Genomic DNA, 23,317 nt, shown 5'->3' with positions numbered 1-23,317 from the left:
TTTCAGAGCGCAAGGCCAAGGCAGGTTGCGAGCAGCCCGGCATCGAGAGATCGATGCCGGGCTGCCTGATGTGACGGCCTATTGGAGCTTCGCCTGCAGGGCATTGACGTCGTCGGTGGTCATTTCACCGTCGGTCGTTACCTTGCCGTCGACGATCTTCCACAGGCGGAACGGACCGGTGATGTCGCCATATTTGTCGAAGGCGACCGGGCCGATGACACCTTCGTAGCGGATCGGCTTGCCTTCCTTGATCAATCCGAGCGCCTTGGCGAACTCGTCCTTGCCGGCAAAGATCGGCGCGCCAGCCGGATCGACCGCCTTGTACATGGCGTCCTTGATCTTGGCCGGATCCTCTGAGCCGGCGATGGCGATTGCCAGGCCGACAATGGCGCCGGCATCATAGGAACGGTCGGCCGCAGGATTGGACGGTTCGATGCCCGAAAACTCCTTGTAGTTCTTGGTGAAGTAGTCGGTGGAGGCGGTCGGGCTGGTGCCGGACGAGGTGCCATAGGCCTCCTTGAGATAGTTGGCGCCGACGGACTCGATGAAGTCCGGGCTGTTCATGCCGTCATTGAGCAGGAATTTCTGCACGCCCCCTTGCGAAATCCAGGTGCGGGCGACGGTGGCGCCGTCGACCGGCGTGCTGACGAGATAAAGCCCGTCGGGCTCGCCGGCCATGGCCGCCGTCACTTCCGAGGCATAGCTCGACTGCTTCTCATTATAGGGCGTGTCGGAGACGACGGTGCCGCCGAGCGCTTTGTAGGCGCGGGAGAATTCGGCCACCATGTTGACGCCGAAATCATTGTTGACATGGATGATCGACAGCTTCTTGAAGCCCTTGTCGATGGCGTATTTCGCGGCGGCCACGCCTTGCAGCGCATCGGAGGTGATGGTGCGGAAGAAGATGCCGTTGGTCTTGCCATCGCGCCCGAGTGCGGTCAGCGTCGGCGAGGACGAAGCCGGCGAGACCTGCACGATCTTGGCCGGGGCGGTGACCGAGGTCAGGATCGGGATCGACACCGAGGAGATGATGCCGCCGATGATCACCGGCACCTTCTTGACCTGAACCAACTGGGTCGCCGCATCGACGGCGATATTGCCCTGGCTCTGACTATCACGCGTGTCGGTCACCAGATCGCAGCCGCGAACGCCGCCGGCGTCGTTGATGTCGCGGAAGGCCATCTCGACCGATTTTGCGCCGGCCTGGCCGTATTCACCGGCCGGTCCGGTCAATTCCATGACCAGGCCGACCGTGATCTTGCAGTCGGCGGCATGTGCCGTGCCGGCGATCGTCACGAGAGCGAGCGCGGTGGTGAGTTGGAGTATCGTCTTTCTCATTGTTGTTCCCCTTGAGCTACACGAATTGAGTTACACGAACCAAATTTCACGTCTGGAGCCTGTTCAGCTTTCCGGCATCTGCAGCCAGGTTTCATGCAGATGTCGCCATTCGACGCCGTTGGGCGCCGATGGATTGGTGGTGAAGAGCGCACTCGACTGACGGCGGCTATGCTTGCCGCCTCGCAACTGCGCCTCGACATAGAGCACGACGATCGCGTCGCCGGTTTGCCAGCCCGGCCGGATGTCCTCGATCGAGATGGCGAAGGCTTCGTCGCAGGAAGCGCGGCTTGCGCGGACATGGTCGACCACCGCATCGCGATCGAGGACCGTGCCGTCAGGCGTGACCATGGCCAGGCCTTCGCCCATGACGCGTTCGAAGCGGCTGAAATCGGCCTTGCCGGCGCGCGATGCGACGAACCAGTCGACGAAGAAGCGATGCAACTCGACGATTTCGGTGCTGGCCCGCGAAAACAGCCTTTCGGTGGTGGCGCTCATGGCCGGGCCGCGTTGAGATTGTAGTGCATGATCGAGCCGTGGCGGCCGTGACGATCGCGCTCCAGCGTGTAGACGTCGCCGAGGGGACCGCGGCTCTGGGCGATCACGGCGCCGATCTCTGCCCGATCCTCAGTCCCGAGCGCGACATCCATGATCTTCGCATTGGCCAGCGCATGCGCCTGGTTGCGGGCGCCGACGATGACGGCCGCCACTTGCGGCTGCTCGAGCACCCAGGCGCTGGCGACAGTGGCGATGTCGACGCCGTGGCGGTCGCCGATCCGCTTCAGCACCCTGAGCAGGGCCTGGAAGAGCTCCCAGCCGCCGAAATCGTCTATGATCAGCTTGTATTTGACCAGCGAGCGGTTTTCGAGCGGCATGTCCGGTTCGGCGACGCCGAGCCATCTGTCGCCGAGAAAGCCGCCGGCCACCGAACCGTAGCAGAGAAAACTGACGCCGTTGCGTGCCGCGAGCGCGGCGAGGCTCGCCGCCGGACGCTGGTCGAGGACGGAGTATTGCAGTTGCTGGCTGACGACTGGCACGCCGGCCGACAGGATCTCGCCAAGGCGCTGCGTATCGAAATTGGTGGTGCCGACATTGCGCACCTTGCCTTCCAGCCGTAGCTCGTCGAGCCAACCCATCGCGTCGACATAGCGAGGCACTGAATAGTCCCACCAGTGGAACTGCACGAGGTCGAGCCGTTCGGTCTTCAGCCGGCGCAGAGACTGGTCGACGATGCCTCTGATGTAGTCGCGGCTGATGCCGGCGAGCCGCTCGAGGTCCGGCACCAGCTTGGTGTGCACTCTCATCCTGGCGGCGGCATCGAGACCACGTTCGTTGGCCAGACGCAGCCGCGCCGCTCCGATCAGTTCCTCGACGCCGGTGTAGATATCGGCGCAGTCATAGGTCCAGATGCCGGCGTCGAACGTGGCGATCAGGTCAGATACTGCCTGCTGACGGTCGACCGCGCCGTGGCCGCCGGCCAACTGCCAGCCACCGCGAATGACGCGCGAGATTGTGTAGCCGGGGCTGAGTTCGAAAGTCTTGGCGGTCATCTCTGCTCACTCTCCTTCGGCAGCGGCACCGCCGTGGTCTCGGCGTGGCTGAACCGCCGTTTGCCGGTCCTGACGATCCTGAGCCTGCTGGCGCAATTGGGATCGGGACAGGCGATCTCGGCATCCGAGGTCATCCAGTCATTGGCATGGGTGGGGCGCTGCTTCGCCGCCAGCAGCGGCAGCACGGCCGCTATGGAATAGATCGAAAATCCCTGGCCCGCCGGCATCGACAGCATCTCGCCCTTCAGCTCGAAATAGTCGCCGGGCCTGGCGCCGCAATAAACCGGCTTGCCCTCGGGGACGACAGCCTCGACGCGGAGGTCGAAAAGTTCGAAGCTGTCGTCGCGTTCAGCCATTTCAGCTCTCCAGCCGCGCGAAGGTGACGTCGCAGGCGCCATTGCGGCGAATGATGCCGCAGGCAGATGCGAACTGATCGCGTTGCTCAGGCAGCACCTGCGCAACGACGCTCCCCGCGAGCCAGCCGATCGGAAACAGCAGGCGCGCGCCTTGCCCGTAGAACAGGCCAATGTCGAAGATCGCGTGCGGGTTGCCGCCCCACATGCGCGGCGGCACATAGGAAAGCACGATGTCGCCGGGCTGCGGCGTCAGCGTCGCGTTCTCCGCCGGCAAGGCCTGGGCAAAGGCCTCGCCGTCCAGATGTGCCGTGGGGATCGGACAGGAGATTTCCGGGCCGGTCCACATGGCATGAATGCCCGCGACGACGCGCGGCTCGGCCAGGTAAGACCACAGGAACGTTGCGTTCTCTGGCGCTTTTTCCGGCAGCAACTGCGCCGTCACCGACAGCTCGGAATGCGGCTCGGTGATCCTGATGATGCGTCTGGTCATATCAGGCATTCACTCCGCCTTTGCCGTCAACTTCAGCTTGTCGCGCAGGAAAGCGAAAGGGCGGCTGATGTCGGCCACCAGCGCCTCGCGTGCGGCCTGGGCATCCTGCGCCGCAAGCGCGGCGACGATGCTGCGATGATAATGGGCGGTGTCGACCTCGCCGGCCTCGGAAAAGGCATAGATTGCAACTCGGATGCATGGTCCCGACTGCAGCCAGAGGCTCTCGATCATCGGGATCAGCACGGCGGAACCGCAGGCGCGATAGATTTCGAAATGAAAGCTCTGATTGAGCGTCACCTCGCGGTCGACATCCTTCTTGTGCTTCAGCGCCCGCATCTCGTCCCATTCACCGAGAATGGTTTCGATGGTGGCGATCTGACGCGGATCCATGCGCGCGGCGGCAAGCGCGATTGCCTCGCCTTCGATCAGGGCACGGGCGCGCAGGAGGTCGTCGATGCGTTCCAGCGTGATCGGCGGCACCCGCACCGAGCGGTTTGGAAGCGCTTCCAGCGCCTTTTCCGTGATCAGCCGCCCAAGCGCCTCGCGCACCGGCATGGTAGACGTGACCAGCGCATCGGCAAGGCCGCGTATGGTCAGAACCTGGCTCGGCTCGAAGAGACCGCCAATCAGCGCCCGGCGCAATTCGGAATAGACGCGGTCCTGCACCGTCTCGCGGCCGACCGGCGCGAGTTGCGCGGCGATGACCTCGTTGGTGCGCTCGACAGCAGCCCTTTGCATGGCGTTCCCGATCTTGGCCTTTTCGACGGCCTGGCCTGTTTTCGGCTTGCGGAGAAAATTAAAGCTGATTAGCGTGATCAAAGCAAGTGTGATCACAAATCAAAAAATCAGAAAGCGGCAAAGATCGCTTCGGCCAGAGGGCTTGATGAACGACACGGCGAAACGGCATGGGACGGAGACCCAGGCGCCGGTTCTGGCAGCAAAGAACGTCGTGCGGCGTTTCGGCGGCCTTGTCGCCGTCAACGATGTCTCGTTCGAGGTCCGCCCGGGCGAGATCCTCGGCCTGATCGGCCCCAACGGCGCCGGCAAGACGACGATGTTCGACCTGCTCGCCGGCAGCATCCTGCCTACAAGCGGCGAGATACGTCTCAACGGGGCGCTCGTCTCCGGCGAAGCAGCGCACCTGCGCATTGGCCGCGGTCTTGGGCGCACCTTTCAGATTCCCCGGCCCTTGCCCAATCTCACGCTGATCGAAAACGTCATGCTTGCCGCGCAACGTCAGGCAGGGGAGCGGCTGCTCGCCAATTTCCTGATCCCGTGGCGGGTCGCCGCCGAAGAGAAGGCAGCCGCCGAGAAGGCTGCCGAACTGCTTGAACTCGTCTCGCTCACCCGGCTGGCGCACGAACCGGCGCGGGTGCTTTCCGGCGGCCAGCGCAAACTGCTCGAACTTGCCCGTGTGATGATGGCCGACCCGGCCATCATCCTGCTCGACGAGCCCGCGGCCGGCGTCAACGCCACGCTGCTCGAAGTCATCATCGACCGCATCCGCGACATCAACAAAAGCGGCATCACCTTTCTTCTGATCGAGCACAACATCGACATGGTGACCCGGCTTTGCCATCGCGTTCTGGTGATGGCGGGCGGCGAGCTTCTGTGCGAGGGCACGGCCGACGAGGTGGCGCGCGATCCGCGCGTGATAGAGGCTTATCTCGGGGGCGCGGCGTGACCGGCACCGTGCTTGACGTCCGCAACCTCGAAGCCGGCTACGAACCCGGCGTGCCGATCGTGCGCGGTGCCTCGATCACGGTGAGGAAGGGCGAAATCGTCGTCGTTCTCGGCCCCAACGGCGCCGGCAAGTCGAGCCTGATCAAGGCAATTGCCGGTCTCGTCCCGGTCACCGGCGGCACCGTTCTCCTCGACGGCAAGGATATCACCACCGCACCGGCCCACACCATGGTGCGGCTAGGGCTCGCCTTCGTGCCACAGACGGAGAACGTGTTTCCACTGATGTCGGTCGACGACAATCTCAGGGTTGCCTGCGGCATCATCGAGCGCCGCGGGGTTCCCGCCCGCATCGACGAGATGTACGCGACCTTCCCCGACCTGGCGCGCCAGCGCCGCATCGCCGCCGGCAATCTGTCGGGCGGGCAACGCCAGATGCTGGCCGTGGCGCGGGCGCTGATCGTCCACCCCAAGGTGCTGGTGCTGGACGAGCCGTCGGCCGGCCTGTCGCCGAAATTCGTCTCGATGGTGTTCGAGATGCTGGCCGGCATCCGCAAGTCCGGCGTCACCATCCTTCTCGTCGAACAGAACGCCAAGGCGGCGCTCGCCATCGGCGACCGCGCCTATGTGCTGGTCGAAGGCAAGGACCGGCACGAGGGCATCGCCGCTGAATTGTGGAGCGATCCGGTGGTCGCCGAGCTCTATCTTGGCCAGCGCCCGGACAGTGCCGGCAAGGCCGCGCCTTCAGGCAAGGGAAGTGCGGCATGAACCTGCAATTCATCGTCGACGGATTGCTGACCGGCTCGATGATAGGCCTCGGCGCCATCGGCGTGACGCTGACCTATTCGATCCTGCGCTTCTCGAACTTCGCCCATGGCGACTTCATGGCCTGGGGCACCTATGCGACGCTGGCCGTCGTAGGCGCCATCGGCGCGACGATCGGCAAGGTGGCGCCGATCGCCCCGCTTTCCTTCGGCTGGCCGCTCATCGTCGCGCTGGTCGTCGGCATGGCATTCACCGCCCTGCTGGCGCTGCTGCTCGACAAGGTGCTGTTCGCGCGGCTGCGCTCTCAGGGCCAGGCCATCATCGTGGTGATGGCAAGTTTCGGCGCCTCGATGGCGCTGCGAAGCCTGCTCGAGTTCACCTTCACCTCACGCCCGACCTATTTCAGCCGCGCCATCCAGATCGCCATGCCGGTCGGCTTCGGCATCCGCATCACGCCGGACCAGATCGCGCTGTTGCTGCTGACAGCAATTCTGGTGCTGGGCGTACACCTGTTGATGACGCGCACGCAGACCGGCCGGTCCATGCAGGCCCTGAGCCAGAATGCGGCACTTGCCCGCATCGTCGGCATCGATGTCGCCAAGGTGGTGCGTGTCACCTGGATCCTCGGCGCAGCGCTTGCCTGCGTCGCCGGCGTGATGATCGGCATCCTGGTGCAGATCCGCCCGTTCATGGGTTTCGACATGCTGCTGCCGATGTTCGCCGCCGCCATTCTCGGCGGTATCGGCAGCATCCCGGGCGCCGTGCTCGGCGGGTTGATCATCGGGCTCGCCGAAGCGGGCGCCGTGCAACTGATCGGCGCCGAATGGCGCGCGGCGGTCTCCTTCATCATCTTGATGGCGGTGCTGTTCGTGCGGCCGATCGGCCTTTTTGGTGTGAGGGAACGCTGATGGACCTGCTCGGCTATGGCGCTTTCTTCCTGACCACGGCGCTGATCTTTTCGCTCGTCACGCTGGGGCTCAATCTGCAATGGGGGCTGACCGGGCTCTTCAATGTCGGGCTCGCCGGCTTCGTCGCCATCGGCGCCTATACTTCGGCGCTGCTGACGACGCCGGACGATGCCGCGCGTCTGGGCGGTTTCGGCCTGCCGATCCTGGCCGGCTGGCTCGGCGCCATGGTCGTCGGCGGCATCGCCGCGGCCCTGACGGGCATCGCCACGCTGCGGCTCAGATCCGACTATCTGGCCATCACCACCTTCGGCGTCGCCGTGGTCGTGCAACTGGTCGCGCTCAATGCGCAGAAACTGACCGGCGGTCCGTTCGGCATCGGCTTCATCCCGCGCCCCTTCGGCAGCCTCGCCGAGACGCCGCTGCTGTTCAACCTGTCGAACCTTGCCGTCGTCTCGGCGGTCACGTTGGTTGCCTATCTGGCGCTGGAGCACCTGTCTCGCAGCCCGTGGGGCCGGGTGCTGAAGGCGCTGCGGGAGGACGAGCGGGCGGCGATCTCGCTCGGCAAGAGCGCGCGCTTCTACCGTGTCCAGGCCTTCGCGGTCGGCGGTGCCATCATGGCCCTAGCGGGCGCCTTGCAGGCGCATTTCACCGGCTTCATTGCGCCGGACAATTACCTGCCGATCCTGACCTTCCAGGTCTGGGTGATGCTGATCGTCGGCGGCTCGGGCAGCAATGCCGGTGCCGTCATCGGCAGCATCCTGGTCTGGGGGATATGGGCCGGGTCGGGCACGCTCACCAGCGCGCTGTTCCCGCCGGAGCAACAGGCCCGCGCCGCATCCCTGCAGATCGTGGCAATCGGCGTCATGCTGTGCATCATCCTCCTGGTCCGCCCCAACGGACTGTTCGGGGAACGGCCGCGGCGGGCACGGCTCGGCAAGCGGGCGAAGGTGGCCGCCAGCGAGAGCGGCTCGTGACCGCAATGGCCCGGCAGGAAGCGCTTTCGCTTTGGCACGCGGTCAGCCGTGAGACCCGCCTCCGCCCGGCGCTGGAAGGCGAGCTCGATGTCGACCTTGCCATCGTCGGCGGCGGCTTCACCGGCCTTTCGACGGCCTTGCATGCCGCGGCCAGAGGTCTTTCGGTCGCCGTTCTCGAGGCCGAAACCATCGCCTGGGGCGCTACCGGCAGGAATGCCGGCTTCATCGTACCGAACTTCGCCAAAATGGATCCGGATGCGATAAAGGCCCATCTAGGCCCCGCGCGCGGCGAGAGGCTGATCGACTTCGCCGCTGGCAGCGCCGACCTGGTCTTTGGCCTGATCAGGCGGCACGACATCAAGTGCGACGCGGTGCAGAACGGTTGGATCCAGCCGGCACATTCCCCTGTCGCGCTCGAAAAGGTCAAATCACGCGCGGGGCAATGGGCGGAGCGCGGCCGACCGGCCGTCGTGTTGGACCGGCAAGAAATCGAGGCGCTGACCGGCGCCCGCGGTTATGTCGGCGGTTGGATGGATCGTTCCGGAGGCGTACTCAATCCGGTCGCCTATGCGCGCGGCCTGGCCGACGTGGCGGAAAAAACCGGCGCGCGCCTGTTCGAGCACACGCGCGTCGTCGCGATCGACCCCATCGCGGACGGCTGGTCGCTGAAGACGCAAACGGGTTCGGTGCGCACCGGAAAGGTGCTGATCGCCACCAATGCCTATGGCGGACAGCTCAATCCGGGGCTTCGGAAAAGCTTTTTCCCGCTGAAAATCTTCCAGATCGCGACGGCGCCGCTGCCGCGCAAGGTGCGCAGCCGCCTGTTGCCCGGCGGGCAAGGCGTCGGCGACACGAGACGCAATCTCTTCACCTACCGCTTCGATGCCGAAAACCGGCTGATCAGCGGCGGCATGCATGTCTTCGGCGCGGGTGCGGACCGACGCCTGCCGCAGACGATCCGGCGGCGGCTGGCCCGGCATCTCGAACTCCCGGACCTGCCGCCGCTCGCCTATGGCTGGTCGGGCATGGCTGCGGTCGAACCCGATTTCCTGCCCCACCTCATCGATCTCGGACCGGGGCTGATCGCGGGTCGCGCCTGCAACGGCCGCGGCATCGCCATGACCACGGCCATGGGCAAGGTGCTTGCGGACTGGGCTAGCGGAACCGACGCCCGCGATCTGCCGCTGCCCTTTGCGCCGCCGTCGCGGATGCCGTTCCACAGCCTGCTGCGCTTCGCGCCGAACGCGCTGCTGCCGTGGAGCATGCTTCGCGACCGGCTGGACAAGACCGGATAGGCCGATCGCCAGGGCGCGACGGCATCGGATCGTCATTCGGCCGCGCGAAGGTTCCCCGCCAGCACCGCCGCCGCCATGGCGATGTCCTGTTCTATGAAGGTCCTGACGTCGGCGCCGTTGCGCTGCGCCAATGCCGCGACGATCTTGCGATGCGCCTCGTTCGACTGGGGTTTGTAGCGATCGGCCTGCATCAGGAGCTTGAGATAGGGCCCAACCCGCCCCCAGAGATCACGGATCATGTTGAGGAGGATCGGGGCCCCGGCATGCCGGTAGATGGCGAAGTGGAAGGCCTCGTTGAGCGCGAGATAGGCCCCGGCGTCGCCCGCCTCAATCGCGCGCTGCATGCCCGCCAGCGTGGCCTGTATGTCGACCAGCCCGTCTTCGGTGATGCGCGACGCGGCCATCTCACCCGCCAACCCCTCCACAGCGACGCGGATGCGCGTCAGTTCCTCGAAGGCGGGGGCAGACAGCAAGGGCACGATGATCGAGCGGTTGTTCTGCAACTCCAGAAGCCGCTCGGCGACGAGCCGTTGCAGCGCCTCGCGGATCGGCGTCGTCGAAATGCCGAATGTCTCGGCAAGCTTGCGGATGACCAATGTCTGGCCCGGGCTGAAGCCGCCCGAAATCAGCTCCTGCTTGAGCGCGCCATAGGCGCGGTCGTTCAGGGTCTGATGTTCGAGCTTCAGCATGTCGATCGCCGCCCCCTTTCCTATCCCCTCACCAGCGCGACAGGGTGCGATCGAGCGTTTCGGCAAGTTGCTCGGCATTGTCCCTGGCGAACGGCAGCGGCGGCCTGATCTTCAGCACGTTGCCGCGCGGACCGCACGACGAGATCAGCACGCCGTCCTCGCGCATGGCTTCGACGACCGCCGACGTCCTGGTGGAGGCCAGCGCCTCGTCCCCCTCCGCAGTCAACTCGACGCCGAAATAAAGACCGTTATGCCTGACATCGGCGACCATGGCGTGGCGACCCTGCAAGGCGCGCAGCAGCTCGCCCGTATAGGCCCCAACCGTGCGCGCATTCTCGACCAGCCCCTCGCCTTCGATCACGTCGAGCACCGCGATGCCGACGGCGGCGGCGACAGGATTGCCGCCGAATGTGTTGAAGTAGCCGGTGTTGGAACCGAAGGAGGCAACAAGCTGCGGCCGCACGATGACCGCGGCCATCGGATGCCCGTCGCCGATCGGCTTGCCCATGGTGACGATGTCAGGTTCGAGGCCGTAATTGGCGAAACCCCACATGCCCTGGCCGAGCCTGCCGAAGCCGGACTGGACTTCGTCGGCAATGACGATGCCGCCCGCCTTCCTGACGTGATCGGCGGCCTCGCGCATCGCCGACGCATCGGGGAAGAAAATTCCGTCGCTGGAAAATGCCGAGTCGATCAGCAGCGCCGCCGGGCGCACGTTCTGTGCGCGCATGTCCTCAATGGCGGCGGCGACATTCCTGGCGAAATCGCGTGCGGCCCGGCCCTGATCGCGAAACGTATCCGGGGCGGCCACGGTCCTGTGCTGCGCGGGCACGCCCTTCGCCCCGACCGCGGCCGGCGACAGCTGCGCGGTGGCGATGGTGGCGCCATGATAGGCGAAATCGGTGATGATCACGCCGGTATTGCCGCTCGAATGCTGGGCGATGCGGATGGCGAGATCGTTGGCCTCGCTGCCGGTGCAGGTGAACATGGCATGGCCGAGATGGGGCGGAAGCGTGCCGAGAAGTCTTTCCGCGTAGTCGAGGATGATTTCGCTGAGGTAACGCGTGTGGGTGTTGAGCGTGGCCGCCTGCCCCGACAGCGCCTCGACGACGCGCGGGTGGCAGTGCCCGACCGAAGCGACGTTGTTGTACGCATCGAGAAACTTGCGTCCGTGGGCATCGTAGAGCCAAACGCCGCTGCCACGCACGAGATGGATCGGGTTGCGGTAGAAGGCGCGATAGGTCGGGCCGAGCAGCCTGGCACGGCGCTCGAGCAGCGCGGATGCTGATGCACCGGCATCGGCGGAGGCATTTGCGGGCGAGGATTGGGACACGAGCGTCTACTCCGGATTGGAATGATCGAGGAAATAACGGCGGGCATCGCTGTGTGACAGTCCGTCCAGCCGCTCGAGCGAGGCCCAGACCTCGGTGATGAGGCGCAGCACATAGTCGCGCTTGGCCGGGAAGCGCTCCGCCTGCCAGGTGGCAATGTTGGCGATGAGCGCAAGGCGGGCACGGATCAGGTCGAACAGGATGCCGATCTCCTCGGCCTCGAGCGGCTGCACCGACTGGTAGCCAGCAACGAAGCGTGCGGCGGGCGCCAGCGGGTGGCCGTCGGCCGGCCAGCGGTAGACGGCGCCGATGGCGAGATCGCAGATCAGCGGCGAATGGATCATGTCGCCGAAATCGAGGATGCCGCTGACGATCTCGGGCCGCGATGCGTCCATCACCACATTGTAGGAATTCATGTCGTTGTGGACGATCTGGGCGCGCAGGCTGGGAATAATGGGCGCGGCGTGCTCCTCGAAGGCATCGATGACGCGCTCGACCATGGCGCGGCGCCCGGCATCGGCGATATGTGCCAGCATGGGCCGCGTCTTGGCGACCTTGCGGATATCCCACAAAAGATCGCTGCCGGCGGCCGGGTGGAAAAAGCCGCGCAGTGCCCTGCCAAGCCGAGCGAGGAAGATGCCGAGATTGCGATCTTGCGCAGCCGACACCGGCGAGCGCGAAAGCAACTGGCCGGGCAGATAGGTGACCAGCCGGACGATACGCGGCTGCGAACCGCCGATGCTGACCGTAAACTGCGCATCGCGATCGAGGCTTTTGCGCACCGAGGGAACCGGCAAGGCGGGATCGACCGCAAGGATGTGGTCCAGCGCCTTGTTCTGGAAATCGGTGAAGCCGGCCTCTTCCGCCGGATGCGATATTTTCAGGACAAATTCGCCCTCGCCATCGGTGCGGATGTGAAAATTGTGGTCGCGCTCCCCGGGCAAGGGTTGAGCGGTGCCGGCAAGGCCGTAGTGCAGGCGCAAGATGGCAAGCGCATCGGCAATCGGGACATCGGGCGCGTCCTCGGCCAGCGTCTCGCCGAATGCATTGGTCACGGCGCCGGTCATGGCCTTGCCTCGGGGTCGACAGGCTCCAGCCCACACCAGTCGGCGATGAACAGTGCGATTGTCTGGGTGACCTTGCGTACGGAATCGAGGTCCACCGCTTCGTCATAGCCATGCGGCATGCGGCAGATCGGACCGTAGACGATGGCCGGCGTGTCGGCGTAGAGGCCGAAGAAGCGCGCATCGGTGGTGGCAGAGGTGACGTGTTCCTGCAGCGGCTCGCCCCAGACGGCGGTATGGCTACGACGCAGCACGGTTTCCATCTCGTCGGCGCCCTCCAGCACATAGCCCTCGGCCATGAAGCCATTGTAGGTGATCCTGGGCGGGCGGTTGGCCATGAACGGATCGGCGCGGGCCGCGTCGGCGATGCAGGCCTCGAGCTCGGCTCTGGCATCCTCCAGCTTCTGGCCGGGATAGGTGGCGACACGCATCTCGAACACACAGCGTGCGGGGACGCTCGATGTCCACTCGCCACCTTCGATCTTGCCGAGATTGAAACGGATCGGATGCGGGTGATCGCAGAAATGCCTGTCGTCGACCTTGCGCGCGTTCCAGACGATTTCGAGCTGCTTCAACGCCTGGATGATGAGGAAAGCCTTTTCGATGGCGTTGGCGCCGGCCGAGAAAGCGCCCGACGCATGCTGGGGATCGCCGTCGACCTCGACCCTAAACCAGATCGGGCCGACCTGCGCCCGCATCAGCTTCGGCTCCAGCGGTTCGGGGATGAAGGCTGCGTCGGCGCGGTAACCGCGCTGCAGGCAAGCGAGCGCGCCATTGCCGGTGCACTCTTCCTCGACCACCGATTGCAGGAAGACCTTCGCGGCCGGCTGATAGCCGAGGCAACGCAGTGCGGCCAGCGCGTAGAGGCAGGCCGAGAGCCCAGCCTTCATGTCGCCGGCGCCGCGACCATGCATCCAGCCGTCCTCGATGACCGGATCATAGGGATCGCGCAGCCAGCGATCGAGCGGGCCCGTCGGCACGACGTCGATGTGGCCGTTGAGGATCAGCGAGCGGCCGGTCGCGTTTCGCGGCATGTGGGTGGCGACGACGTTGAAGGCGTCGTCATAGGAGACGGCCACGGGCGAAAAGCCCGGCAGGTCGCGAATCGCATCGACATCGACACGCCACATGTCCACCGTATAGCCATCTGCTTCATACGCGGCTGCCATGAAGGATTGCGCCGCGTGTTCTTCGCCGCGTTGCGAGGGGAAGCGCACGAGGTTCGCGAGGAATTCCACCTGCCGCGCGAAGCCGTCGTCGACCGCGTTCAAAATGGCCTCGTCGGCAATTCGCTCAGGCATGATATTCCGCTTTCCGTTCGATGGTGTATCATATCTCATATGCCATCTCTGTGAAACGCAAGGGACAGGCGGGCCAAAAATCTTGACCCACCTCGGGAGCCTCTTGGCAGGCGAGCGCAGAGTTGGCATCAGCTCCTTGCGCGCCGGTGGGGAAGGTCGAGGACAGATGTTGGTCACCGAAGGCAGATTGCCTGATGAAATCACCAATCTAACGGTCGGCTATCGGCGGGTGCCGGCCGGCAAGATCGTCAATGCGGTGACATGGATGGAAGCGCGCGCGCCGGTGCCGGGTCTCGCGAGGCCGTTGACCATGACAAGGATCGCGAAACCCGACAGTGCTTCCTACCGTGCAATCTTCCTGGAGATCGGCGCTCCCTGGCTCTGGGATCGCGCCGCCGAAATGTCGGATGCCGAGATCGCCGCGCATTTCGCCGATCCGCGCCAGCATCTCTATTACGGCCATGATGAAAGCGGCGCCCATGTCGGCATGGTCGAGTTCTCGGTGGCCGAGGACAACGAGATCGAGATCACCTATTTCGGCCTGTTCCCCTCCTTGACCGGCCGTGGCTTCGGCAAGCGGCTGATGGCCGGCGCGCTCGACCAGGCATGGCGTCTCCGGCCCAGCCGCATTTGGCTTCATACCAGCAGCTTCGACCATCACAGTGTCATCGGTTTCTACAGGGCCTGCGGATTTGAGCCCTTTGCGACCGGCTTCGAAATCGCCGACGACCCCAGGACCAAGGGAACGTTGCCGCGTGATGCGGCGCCGCAGATTCCCTTGATCGAGACGGACTGGTCCCCCGACGCCAGATGAAAACGCCTTCACAACCAGCCAGGCATCTCGGCATCGACGGCCTTGGCGCCGGCCGCCGTCAGGTCGCCTGCACCGCTGGCAGCCGCTCACGCAATTCGTCGACGAGCACCCTGATGTTTTCGGAATAGTCGATGGGCACGACGACGAGATGCACGCCGCCGCCGGCAAAAGCCTGTTCCAGCGCCGGCCGGAATTCGGCGATCGCGCCGACCCTGGTTCCCTTGGCGCCATAAGCCTCGGCGTACTTGACGAAATCGGGATTGCCGAAAGTCATGCCGAAATCCGGAAACTCGTCGACCGCCTGCTTCCAGCGGATCATGCCATAGGCGTGGTCCTCGAGCAGCAGGACGACAAGATTGAGCTTGAGCCGGACGGCGGTCTCCAGTTCCTGGCTGTTCATCATGAAGCCGCCATCGCCGCAGATGGCCATGACGCGGCGCTGCGGATGGAGCAGTGCCGCCATCATCGCCGACGGCAGCCCCGCGCCCATGGTGGCCAGCGCATTGTCGAGCAGCAGCGTATTCGCCATGCGCGTGCGGTAGTTGCGCGCGAACCAGATCTTGTACATGCCGTTGTCGAGGGCAAGGATCCCGTCGGCGGGCATCACGACGCGCACGTCATGCACGATGCGTTGCGGCGTGAAGCGGTCTTCCGTGGCGCGCGCGGCGATGCGGCTCAGAATGCCTTCGCGCAACGGCAACAGGGCCTGCGCGTTGGGGATCTTGCCCTCGATGCGATCCGCCAGCAGCGCCAGCGAAGGACCGAGGTCGCCGACGATCTCGGTCTGTGGGAAATAGACCTGCTCGACATCGGCGGTTTGATAGCCGACATGAATGACCTTCGGCCCGTTGACGCCCATGATGAAGGGCGGCTTCTCGACCGTGTCGTGACCGATGGTGATGATCAGGTCGGCCTGTTCGATGGCCTCGTGCACGTAGTCGCGTTCCGAAAGGGCCGCCGTTCCCATGTAGAGTTCGGTGCCGCCGGGCACGGTGCCCTTGCCCATCTGCGTGGTGAAATAGGGAATTTGGGTGCGCAGCACGAACTGGGCGACGTCGGGCGTGACGCGCGGCCGCGACGCCGCGGCGCCGAACATCAGCAGCGGACGTTTGGCCTCGATGATCATGCGGGCGGCGCGGTCGAGCGCGCCCGCACCGGCCAGCGGCAGTTCGACCGGATGCGTCGGCACCAGCGGGACATCCTCACACTCAGCCGCCGCAATGTCTTCCGGCAGTTCCAGATGCACGGGACCCGGCCGCTCTTCCTGCGCGACGCGGAAGGCTTCGCGCACCAGCGAGGGGATCATTTTGGGCGAGACGATCTGGCGCGACAGCTTGGTCAGCGGTTTCATCGCCGCGACGATGTCGACGATCTGGAACCGCGCCTGCCTGGACGACAGGATTCCCTTCTGGCCGGTGATCATGATCATCGGCATGGCGCCGAGCAGCGCATAGGCCGAGCCGGTCGTCAGATTGAGCGCGCCGGGGCCGAGCGTGGTGATGCACACACCTGGCTTGCCGGTGAGCCGGCCATACGTGGCGGCCATGAAGGCGGCCGCCTGCTCGTGACGGGTCAGGATGAGCTGGATCGAGGAGCGGCGGATGGATTCGACGATGTCGAGATTCTCCTCGCCCGGAATGCCGAATATCCGGTCGACCCCTTCGTTCTCGAGGGCCGCCACGAACAGATCCGAACCTTTGGTCATCAACCGTCTCTCCTGCAATGCGCCTGCATGCCGCCAGCTTTGCCTCATATGGCACTGGAAAGCGATGCCTCAAAGAGCCGAGGCGCCTCTCCACGGAATGTCCGCGCGATCCCAAACGAGAGTGGCCGCGAGCGCTAGCGATCAAGCCATCCGTTTCGGCAAGGCGGCCGCCAGCGCATCGACGGCCAGCCGAACTTTCAGCGGCAAATGGGGCGTCTGCAGCCAAAGGGCGTGGCAGTCATAGAGATATCGCGGCTGGTCCGGCAAGAGCTCGACCAGCGCCCCGGCCTGGATACGCTCGCGAACCAGCCACCAAGGCAACCAGGCGAGCCCCATGCCCTCGGCCGAAGCATCCGCGATGGCATCGAGATCGTCGAGCCGCAGCCGGCCGCCGGGCATGATCTCCTGTGCTGGTTGTCCTTCGCGCGGGAACAGCCAAGGCTGAACGGCTTGGCCGAGCCGGCGATATACGATGGCATGATGATTGGCGAGATCTTCGATCCGCCGTGGCTCGCCCTGAATTTTCAGGTAGGACGGCGCCGCACAGACAATCATGTCCTGGCTCGCGACGCGGCGCGCGATCACGCCTGCCCTGTCCTCCAGATCGCCGGTTCGGATGGCAAGATCGTAGCCGTCCTCGGCAAGATCGGCGAAGCGGTCGCTGAGCGACAGGTCAAGTTCCAGCATCGGATATTGCCGCGCCAGTTTCAGCAGCACGGGTGTTACGCAGTGCCGGCCGAAATGCGCCGGCATGGTGACGCGCAGCTTGCCACGCGGTTGCGAGAGCTGGTCGGCGGCGAGTTGATCGGCCGCTTCGGCCTCGGCCAGCACCAGCCGACAGCGGTCGTAATAGGCGCGTCCGAACTCGGTGAGGTTCTGCCGGCGCGTGGTGCGGTTGAGCAGGCGCATGCCGAGACGCTCCTCCAGAAACCGGACGTGTTTGCCGACCATCGGTCCGGACAGATCGAGTGCGGCCGCGGCCGCCGCGAACGAGCCGAGGTCGACCGCCCTGACGAACACGGCCATGCTCTCAAGGCGATCCATATTCGAAACTCCTGGTTTCTACTGTTCTGCTCCCATTGCTATTTATCCAACTTCGCCTTGGCGACATAGCTCCTTTCGGTTCAAACAATTTGGAGTAGACCCAATGGCGCGCGTCGTTCGCTTTCATCGGCATGGTGGCCCCGAGGTCCTGCGGATCGAAAATGTGGATCTTCCCCTACCCGGCCCGGGCGAGGTTCAGATCCGCGTCAAGGCGCTCGGCCTCAATCGCGCCGAGGCGCTACTGCGCGCGGGCACCTATATCGAGACGCCCACCCTGCCCTCCGGGCTTGGCCTGGAGGCCGCAGGCCTCATCGAAGCGGTCGGCGAAGCCGTGACGGGTCTGGCTCCGGGTGATGCCGTCGGCGTCATCCCGCCGCAATCGATGATCCGCTGGCCGGCTTACGGAGAGCTTGTTACCTATCCTGCCGGGCTCGTCGTCAAAAATCCGATATCACTCGACTGGCGGACCGCGGCCGCGATGTGGATGCCGTACCTCACCGCCTATGGCGCGCTGATAGACATCGCCAGGCTGCGCAACGAGGACTTCGTCGTCATCACGGCAGCCTCGAGCAGCGTCGGGCTTGCCGCGATCCAGATCGCCAACAGCGTCGGCGCGACGGCGATCGCGGTGACACGGACCTCGACGAAGAAGCAGGCCCTGCTCGACGCCGGCGCGGCTGAAGTCGTGGTCCTGGCCGAGGAGGATCTGGAGGCGCGGCTACGCCGGATCGCCGGGCCGCGAGGCGTGCGCATCGTGTTGGAGGCGATCGGCGGCCCGATTTTCGAGCCGCTCGCGGCGGCGATGTCCCGTGGTGGCATTCTCATCGAATATGGCGGGTTGAGCTCCGAGCCGACGCCGTTTCCCTTGCCCGCCGTGCTTGGCAAGACATTGACGCTGCGCGGCTACCTCGTCCACGAGATCACCGGCGACCCGGCGAAGCTGGAAGCCGCCAAGGCGTTCATCCTCGAAGGGCTGGAGGCCGGCACGCTGAGGCCGATCATCGACAGAACCTTCCCGTTCGAGCAGATCGTCGAGGCGCATCGCTATCTCGAGTCGAACGAGCAGTTCGGCAAGATCGTGGTGACGGTCTGAGCAGGGACGCCGGGGTCGTTGGCGCAGGCGCGGTACCCAGCGCTCGAAGCGCAATGACGTCAGCGATGGGGAACAAATTCGATCCTCGCGGACAATGTCGCTCTTGAAGGCGCCGCTCTGCGTTCCTAACTCTCGCATGCGGGCCGGGCCCCTCTGACTGTCGCACCTCGCGACTGTGATGTCGGACCGCTTTAACGGGCCCGTTTCCATCCTTTCGGTCAAGCGGGCTCATCTCTTTTGGTTTGGAGCCCCATATGACATCGTCTTCCCTTCTTGGTTTGGTTTGCCCCTCCTGCCGCGTCGCGCTCGTGATGAGCGAACGCCAGGGTATCGAGATCGATTATTGCCCGCAGTGCCGTGGCGTCTGGCTTGACCGCGGCGAACTCGACAAGATCATCGAGAGATCGGCCAAGGAGGCCTCGTCCGCGCCACAGCCGGCAGCGTTCTCCCAGCCCCAGCATGGCCGGGACCGCGATGACGACTATGCGCGCTCGCAGGGCCACCGCTATCCGAAACGGAAGAAATCGTTCTTCGAAGAGCTGTTCGATTGACCGCACGCCGGTAGCCGGCCCGACGTCTGTCGAGAATTTCCGAAACCCATCGATAAAGGTCCGTCCAGATGATTTCCCGCACAAGCCGATTTGCCGCCCTGTTTGCCGGACTGTTCCTGGCATTCTCCATGGTCGCGGTAGACCATGCCGAGGCCCGTCGCGGCGGCAGTTTCGGCAGCCGCGGCATGCGCACGTTCCAATCAGCGCCGCCGACCAGGACCGCTCCGGCGCCGACCGCTCCGGTCGAGCGTTCGATGACGCCCAATACCGGCGTGAACACCGCGGCCCGGCAGCCGCAGGCCGGCCCGCAGAGGCCCGGCTTCATGAGCGGCTTCGGTGGAACGATGATGCGCGGCCTGCTGATCGGCGGCCTGATCGGGCTGCTCCTGGGCCAGGGCTTCGGTGGGCTGGCGGGCATGTTCGGTTTCCTGCTGCAGGCCGTGCTGATCGGTGGCGCCATCATGCTGGCAATCAGGTTCTTCCGGTCGCAATCCGCGCGTGGCCCCGCCCCTGCGCTCGCCGGCGCCGGCAATGCCTCGCGATTTGAAAACCGCGCAGCCGGACAGAGCGATGCCAACAATGCGCGTTCTTTCGCCATTCCCGGCTTTGGCGGCGGTTCAGGCCGAGGCTCCGCGGCGGCCACCGGTTCCGATGAAATCCGGCTCGCCCAGACCGACCTCGACGCATTCCAGCAGCTGTTGAGCGATGTCCAGGAAGCGTTCGGGCGTGAGGATCATGCCGCGTTGCGCAAGACGACGACTCCCGAAATGGTGTCCTATCTCTCTGAAGAGCTGGCCGACAACGCGAAGAAGGGCCTCAGGAACGAGGTATCCGACGTCACCCTCCTGCAGGCCGACATCGCGGAAAGCTGGCGCGAGGATGACCGCGACTATGCCACGGCGGCCCTGCGTTATGAATCGCGCGACGTGATGCGCGAACGGGCCAGCGGCAAGGTCGTCGAGGGCGACGAGGATCATCCCACGGAGACGACGGAGCTGTGGACCTTCACGCGTCAGAATGGCTCGAGTTGGAAGCTCTCGGCAATCCAACAGGCCTGAGCTCCAGCGTGCGAACTCGCGTTGACAAAGGCGGCCTGACGACGGCCGGTCCGGCTGTGTCAGCAGCCTTCCATGGCCGGCAGCTCTCAAGATAGGAATTTTTTCTTGACTGGGTGAAGGCAACTATGGTAGATATTTATCTATGGTGCTGAGTTGCGCCAGGAACCCGCCGCGCAGGCGGGTTTTTTTCGTTCAATGCCCGTCAACAGCTCCGGCGAAGGCACCCGTCAACCCGGATCGCCCGGCCTGAGCTCCGGCCCGTTTCCGTCCGAAGCTCGATGCCGATGTCGCGCACGGTTCACCGCACGATCTTGACGCACATCGGCGTGCCGATCTCGATGGCACGGCCGGTGTCGGTCAGCCCGCCGCTCTCGGCGTCGCGCGCGAAGATCGAGATGCGGTCGGCATTCTGGTTGGCCGAGAACAGGTGGCCGCCGGACGGCGTCAGCGCCAGGTTGCGCGGCGTGGCGCCCCCGCAAGGGACATAGCCGACGAGGCTCAGCGCGCCACTTTGCTGGTCGACGGCCATGATGACCACGCTGTCATGGCCTCGGTTGGAGCCGTAGAGGAAGCGGCCGTCGGGCGAGATCTGGATATCGGCGCAGTGATTGGCCTGGCGCGCCTCGGCCGGCACGGCCGGCCTGGCGTCGATGGTCGAGAGCTTGCCGCTTGCCTTGTCCAGCGCCATCGACACGATGGTCGAATCCAGCTCGTTCATGACGAAGACAAAACGGCCGTTCGGATGCAAGGCGAGATGGCGTGGACCGGCGCCCGGCGGCAAAGCGGATTCGGCCAGTTTGGTCAGATTGCCATCGTGCTCGATCCGGTAGGACACCAGCCGGTCGATGCCGAGATCGGCGACAATGGCCGTTCCGCCGGCGATGGTTTCGGTGACGCTATGGGCATGCGAGCGCTCTTGCCGGGCTGCGTTCGGGCCAGTGCCCTTGTGCGAAACGCTGGCCAGAGGAGCCGACAAGGCGCCATCGCTGTCGAAGCCATAGACCGCGACTGCGCGATCCGGACCGCCCTCGCCCATGCCGTAGTTGGCGACCAGCAGCTTCGTGCCATCATGGGTGATGGTGTTATGCGCGGTGATGCTGCCGAGTGACGGCTGCTTGTTCAGGTAAGTGAGCGTGCCCGAGGCGCGGTCGAAGCCGTAGGCCGAAACCGTTCCTTCGCGCCAGGGGAAGACTTCCGAATTGGCGTAGAGGCGCGAACCGTCCGGCGTCACCGAAAGGAAGGTCGGATTGTCGATGTCACTGGTCTCGGCCAGCTTTCGTGTTTCCAGCGTCTCCTCGTCGAAGCTGTAGACGCCGAGGCCGACGCCGCGTGCGCCCTGAAAATAGGGCGCCTCCCGGTTCAGGCTGCCGACAAAGACCAGACAGGCATCGCGCATGTTTTTCTCCCTGTTTCGCCGGCGCTCGAGCGCAGCGGAAACAGCCAAAATTTCGCCCGTCCTCGCTTGCAACGCAACCCCATATGTGAAAATAGTATTTACAAAAGAAGATTGACGGGAGGAGACGTCGTGCAATCTGGCGCCTTGACGCGTGTTCCGAAACTTGTGCCGTGCCTTGCGCAGTGCCAGCGGAGCCAGCGATGAACGACTTCGCACCGACCGTCGGCGTCGCCTCGACGCATCCGGCCAACATGCCCGCGGAACATGCCGCCTTGCCGGTTTGGAACGCCGAGAACTGGTTCTACGAGGACTGGCCGGTCGGCCAGAAGATCCGCTCGTTGCGCCGCACCATGGCCGAAGGGGACAGCCACCTGTTCAACACGCTGGTGCTCGACATCCATCCTTACGTGCAGGACCAGATGTTTGCCGAGACAGAGGGCATTTTCGGCAAGCGGCTGGTGGCGGGCGCCTTCGTCTTCTCGGCTGGCCTGGGGCTCGTCGCAACCAACTGCGTCAACGCGTTTTCCTATGGTTACGACAAGCTCCGCTTCATAAAGCCCGTCTTCATCGGCGATACGATCTATTCGATCCGGTCCAACCTCGACAAGACGCCGCGCTACAAGGACATGGGGCTGATCCGCGCCAGCTACCAGGTGTTCAAGGGCGAAGGCGAACTCGTTCTCTATTGCGAGCATCTGCAGACGGTGAAGTACCGCAACCCTGCCGATTTCCTCGGCAAGACGGAGAAGTAGAAATGCCGGCAGCAGCCGAATTGCCGCTTGCCGGTCTCGTCGTCGTCGACATGAGCCAGTTCCTGTCCGGGCCCTACTGCTCGCTCAGGCTGCTGGATCTCGGCGCCCGCGTCATCAAGATCGAGCGTCCGGACGGCGGCGACCTGTCGCGCCGGCTCTATCTCAGCGACACCGAGATCGGCGGTGATTCCACCATCTTCCATGCCATCAACCGGGCCAAGGAAAGCCTCGCCATCGACCTGAAGGACGAGGCGGATCTCAAGGCGCTGCGCGGCCTGCTGGCGAAGGCCGACGTGCTGATCCAGAATTTCAGGCCGGGTGTCATCGAACGGCTCGGCCTCGACTACGAGGCGGTCCGCAAGATCAACCCGCGCCTGGTCTATGCCTCGATCAGCGGCTATGGCGAGGACGGCCCATGGGTCAAGCGGCCCGGCCAGGACCTCCTGGCGCAGGCGCGCTCCGGGGTGATGTGGCTGAACGGCGACGAGGACCAGGGGCCGGTGCCGTTCGGGCTTGCTATCGGCGACATGCTGGCGGGCGCGGCATGCGCGCAAGGCATACTGGCCGCCCTTGTGCGGCGCGGCATCACCGGCCAGGGCAGCCATATCGAAACCAGCCTGCTGGAAGCGCTGGTCGACTTCCAGTTCGAGGTACTGACCACGCATCTCAATGACGGCCGCCGTTTGCCGCGCCGCTCCAGCTTCCGCAGCGCGCATGCCTATCTGTCGGCACCTTACGGCGTCTATCCCGCCAAGGACGGCTATCTCGCCATCGCCATGACGCCAATCCCGAAACTCGCCGACCTGCTGTCGCTGGAGGAACTGGCGCCCTACCGCGACAAGCCGGCATCCTGGTTCACCGCGCGCGACGACATCAAGGCGATCGTCGCGCAGCGGATCGCGACCAGGACGGTCGACGAGTGGCTTGATGTTCTCGAACCCGCCGACATCTGGTGCGCCAAGGTGCTGACCTGGCCGGAAATGCTGGCAAGCGGGGGCTTCCAGTCGCTCGACATGCTGCAGACGGTGACGCGCGAGGACGATGTCTCGATCCTTACCACCAGTTCGCCGCTCAGGGTCGACGGCATCAGGGCCAAGGTCGACCGGGCAGCACCGCGCATCGGCGAGCATAGCGCCGCGATCCGCGAGGAGTTCGGCCTGTGACCA

The 23,317-nt window shown here is 64.9% G+C and carries 24 protein-coding genes; 11 read left to right on the top strand and 13 right to left on the bottom strand.

Translation table 11 applies throughout. The annotated features are described in order from the left end of the window. Positions 1–78: 78 nt before the first annotated feature. The 6 genes from LB545_RS27580 to LB545_RS27555 all read right to left on the bottom strand — a co-directional run bounded on the left by LB545_RS27580 (position 79) and on the right by LB545_RS27555 (position 4,469). Positions 79–1,338: an ABC transporter substrate-binding protein gene (locus LB545_RS27580; protein WP_224706123.1), complete on the bottom strand. Its 1,260-nt coding sequence runs from the start codon at positions 1,336–1,338 to the stop codon at positions 79–81. A gap of 63 nt (positions 1,339–1,401) precedes the next feature. After that, positions 1,402–1,833, bottom strand: a complete 432-nt coding sequence (locus LB545_RS27575) for a DUF4440 domain-containing protein (RefSeq protein ID WP_140555557.1) — start codon at positions 1,831–1,833, stop codon at positions 1,402–1,404. Beyond that, positions 1,830–2,885, bottom strand: coding sequence for an aldo/keto reductase (locus LB545_RS27570; protein ID WP_140562037.1), 1,056 nt, complete (start codon positions 2,883–2,885; stop codon positions 1,830–1,832). The genes LB545_RS27575 and LB545_RS27570 overlap by 4 nt, the downstream gene beginning before the upstream one ends. Then, positions 2,882–3,241, bottom strand: coding sequence for a TIGR04076 family protein (locus LB545_RS27565; protein WP_140648998.1), 360 nt, complete (start codon positions 3,239–3,241; stop codon positions 2,882–2,884). Before LB545_RS27565 ends, LB545_RS27570 begins: the two co-directional genes overlap by 4 nt. 1 nt (position 3,242) lies before the next feature. Continuing rightward, complete coding sequence (locus LB545_RS27560; RefSeq protein ID WP_224706122.1) at positions 3,243–3,740, bottom strand: DUF3830 family protein; 498 nt, start codon at positions 3,738–3,740, stop codon at positions 3,243–3,245. Then, positions 3,741–4,469, bottom strand: coding sequence for a GntR family transcriptional regulator (locus LB545_RS27555; RefSeq protein ID WP_140497664.1), 729 nt, complete (start codon positions 4,467–4,469; stop codon positions 3,741–3,743). Between the two features lie 145 nt (positions 4,470–4,614). Here LB545_RS27555 and LB545_RS27550 point away from each other — a divergent pair, with 145 nt between their 5' ends. The 5 genes from LB545_RS27550 to LB545_RS27530 are packed head-to-tail and all read left to right on the top strand — an operon-like array spanning position 4,615 to position 9,353. After that, complete coding sequence (locus LB545_RS27550; RefSeq protein ID WP_140514551.1) at positions 4,615–5,415, top strand: ABC transporter ATP-binding protein; 801 nt, start codon at positions 4,615–4,617, stop codon at positions 5,413–5,415. Further along, positions 5,412–6,179, top strand: a complete 768-nt coding sequence (locus tag LB545_RS27545; RefSeq protein WP_140562033.1) for an ABC transporter ATP-binding protein — start codon at positions 5,412–5,414, stop codon at positions 6,177–6,179. The genes LB545_RS27550 and LB545_RS27545 overlap by 4 nt, the downstream gene beginning before the upstream one ends. Next, on the top strand, positions 6,176–7,084 hold the full coding sequence (locus LB545_RS27540) for a branched-chain amino acid ABC transporter permease (RefSeq protein WP_140623697.1): 909 nt from the start codon (positions 6,176–6,178) through the stop codon (positions 7,082–7,084). The genes LB545_RS27545 and LB545_RS27540 overlap by 4 nt, the downstream gene beginning before the upstream one ends. Beyond that, the gene (locus LB545_RS27535; protein ID WP_181171581.1) at positions 7,081–8,058 is read left to right on the top strand and encodes a branched-chain amino acid ABC transporter permease; all 978 of its coding nucleotides are present in this window, start codon (positions 7,081–7,083) and stop codon (positions 8,056–8,058) included. The genes LB545_RS27540 and LB545_RS27535 overlap by 4 nt, the downstream gene beginning before the upstream one ends. After that, positions 8,055–9,353: an NAD(P)/FAD-dependent oxidoreductase gene (locus LB545_RS27530; protein WP_140623701.1), complete on the top strand. Its 1,299-nt coding sequence runs from the start codon at positions 8,055–8,057 to the stop codon at positions 9,351–9,353. The genes LB545_RS27535 and LB545_RS27530 overlap by 4 nt, the downstream gene beginning before the upstream one ends. 32 nt (positions 9,354–9,385) lie before the next feature. Here LB545_RS27530 and LB545_RS27525 read toward each other — a convergent pair whose 3' ends face one another. From LB545_RS27525 to LB545_RS27510, 4 genes are read right to left on the bottom strand one after another with little or no spacing between them, the layout of a single operon-like run. Further along, entirely contained in the window at positions 9,386–10,042 is a 657-nt protein-coding gene (locus LB545_RS27525; protein WP_140623703.1) for a GntR family transcriptional regulator, read from the bottom strand. 28 nt (positions 10,043–10,070) lie between these two features. Continuing rightward, positions 10,071–11,375: an aspartate aminotransferase family protein gene (locus LB545_RS27520; protein ID WP_140878802.1), complete on the bottom strand. Its 1,305-nt coding sequence runs from the start codon at positions 11,373–11,375 to the stop codon at positions 10,071–10,073. Positions 11,376–11,381: 6 nt separating this feature from the next. Continuing rightward, complete coding sequence (locus LB545_RS27515) at positions 11,382–12,440, bottom strand: phosphotransferase (RefSeq protein ID WP_224706121.1); 1,059 nt, start codon at positions 12,438–12,440, stop codon at positions 11,382–11,384. Next, positions 12,437–13,738 carry an ArgE/DapE family deacylase gene (locus LB545_RS27510; RefSeq protein ID WP_224706120.1) on the bottom strand — a complete coding sequence of 434 codons (1,302 nt, stop codon included), beginning with the start codon at positions 13,736–13,738 and terminating at the stop codon, positions 12,437–12,439. Before LB545_RS27510 ends, LB545_RS27515 begins: the two co-directional genes overlap by 4 nt. A gap of 166 nt (positions 13,739–13,904) precedes the next feature. On the opposite strand from LB545_RS27510, the gene LB545_RS27505 reads away from it, so the two are divergent. Continuing rightward, positions 13,905–14,552, top strand: coding sequence for a GNAT family N-acetyltransferase (locus LB545_RS27505; RefSeq protein WP_181165161.1), 648 nt, complete (start codon positions 13,905–13,907; stop codon positions 14,550–14,552). Between the two features lie 58 nt (positions 14,553–14,610). On the opposite strand, the gene LB545_RS27500 is transcribed toward LB545_RS27505, so the two are convergent. Both LB545_RS27500 and LB545_RS27495 read right to left on the bottom strand, forming a co-directional pair. Continuing rightward, positions 14,611–16,257 (bottom strand): acetolactate synthase large subunit, encoded by a 1,647-nt coding sequence (locus LB545_RS27500; protein ID WP_224706119.1) that lies wholly within the window; start codon positions 16,255–16,257, stop codon positions 14,611–14,613. Between the two features lie 141 nt (positions 16,258–16,398). Continuing rightward, entirely contained in the window at positions 16,399–17,301 is a 903-nt protein-coding gene (locus LB545_RS27495) for a LysR substrate-binding domain-containing protein (RefSeq protein WP_140497644.1), read from the bottom strand. Between the two features lie 103 nt (positions 17,302–17,404). On the opposite strand from LB545_RS27495, the gene LB545_RS27490 reads away from it, so the two are divergent. From LB545_RS27490 to LB545_RS27480, 3 genes are all read left to right on the top strand, one after another. Further along, positions 17,405–18,394 (top strand): zinc-dependent alcohol dehydrogenase family protein, encoded by a 990-nt coding sequence (locus LB545_RS27490; protein ID WP_224706118.1) that lies wholly within the window; start codon positions 17,405–17,407, stop codon positions 18,392–18,394. 254 nt (positions 18,395–18,648) lie between these two features. Further along, positions 18,649–18,945 (top strand): zf-TFIIB domain-containing protein, encoded by a 297-nt coding sequence (locus LB545_RS27485; RefSeq protein ID WP_140648984.1) that lies wholly within the window; start codon positions 18,649–18,651, stop codon positions 18,943–18,945. Between the two features lie 68 nt (positions 18,946–19,013). Then, positions 19,014–20,003: a Tim44 domain-containing protein gene (locus tag LB545_RS27480; RefSeq protein WP_140520942.1), complete on the top strand. Its 990-nt coding sequence runs from the start codon at positions 19,014–19,016 to the stop codon at positions 20,001–20,003. Between the two features lie 298 nt (positions 20,004–20,301). Here LB545_RS27480 and LB545_RS27475 read toward each other — a convergent pair whose 3' ends face one another. Further along, positions 20,302–21,399: a lactonase family protein gene (locus tag LB545_RS27475; protein ID WP_140878798.1), complete on the bottom strand. Its 1,098-nt coding sequence runs from the start codon at positions 21,397–21,399 to the stop codon at positions 20,302–20,304. A 200-nt stretch (positions 21,400–21,599) separates the two neighbouring features. On the opposite strand from LB545_RS27475, the gene LB545_RS27470 reads away from it, so the two are divergent. Both LB545_RS27470 and LB545_RS27465 read left to right on the top strand, forming a co-directional pair. After that, entirely contained in the window at positions 21,600–22,151 is a 552-nt protein-coding gene (locus tag LB545_RS27470) for a MaoC family dehydratase (RefSeq protein ID WP_140562015.1), read from the top strand. 2 nt (positions 22,152–22,153) lie between these two features. Then, positions 22,154–23,314, top strand: coding sequence for a CaiB/BaiF CoA transferase family protein (locus tag LB545_RS27465; RefSeq protein WP_140497632.1), 1,161 nt, complete (start codon positions 22,154–22,156; stop codon positions 23,312–23,314). The last annotated feature ends 3 nt before the right edge of the window (positions 23,315–23,317 follow it).

The sequence above is a fragment of the Mesorhizobium sp. BR1-1-6 genome (assembly GCF_020165355.1).
Taxonomy (GTDB): Bacteria; Pseudomonadota; Alphaproteobacteria; order Rhizobiales; family Rhizobiaceae; genus Mesorhizobium.
Note: the sequence above shows the minus strand (reverse complement) of the source record. Positions and strands in the feature narration are given on the sequence as shown.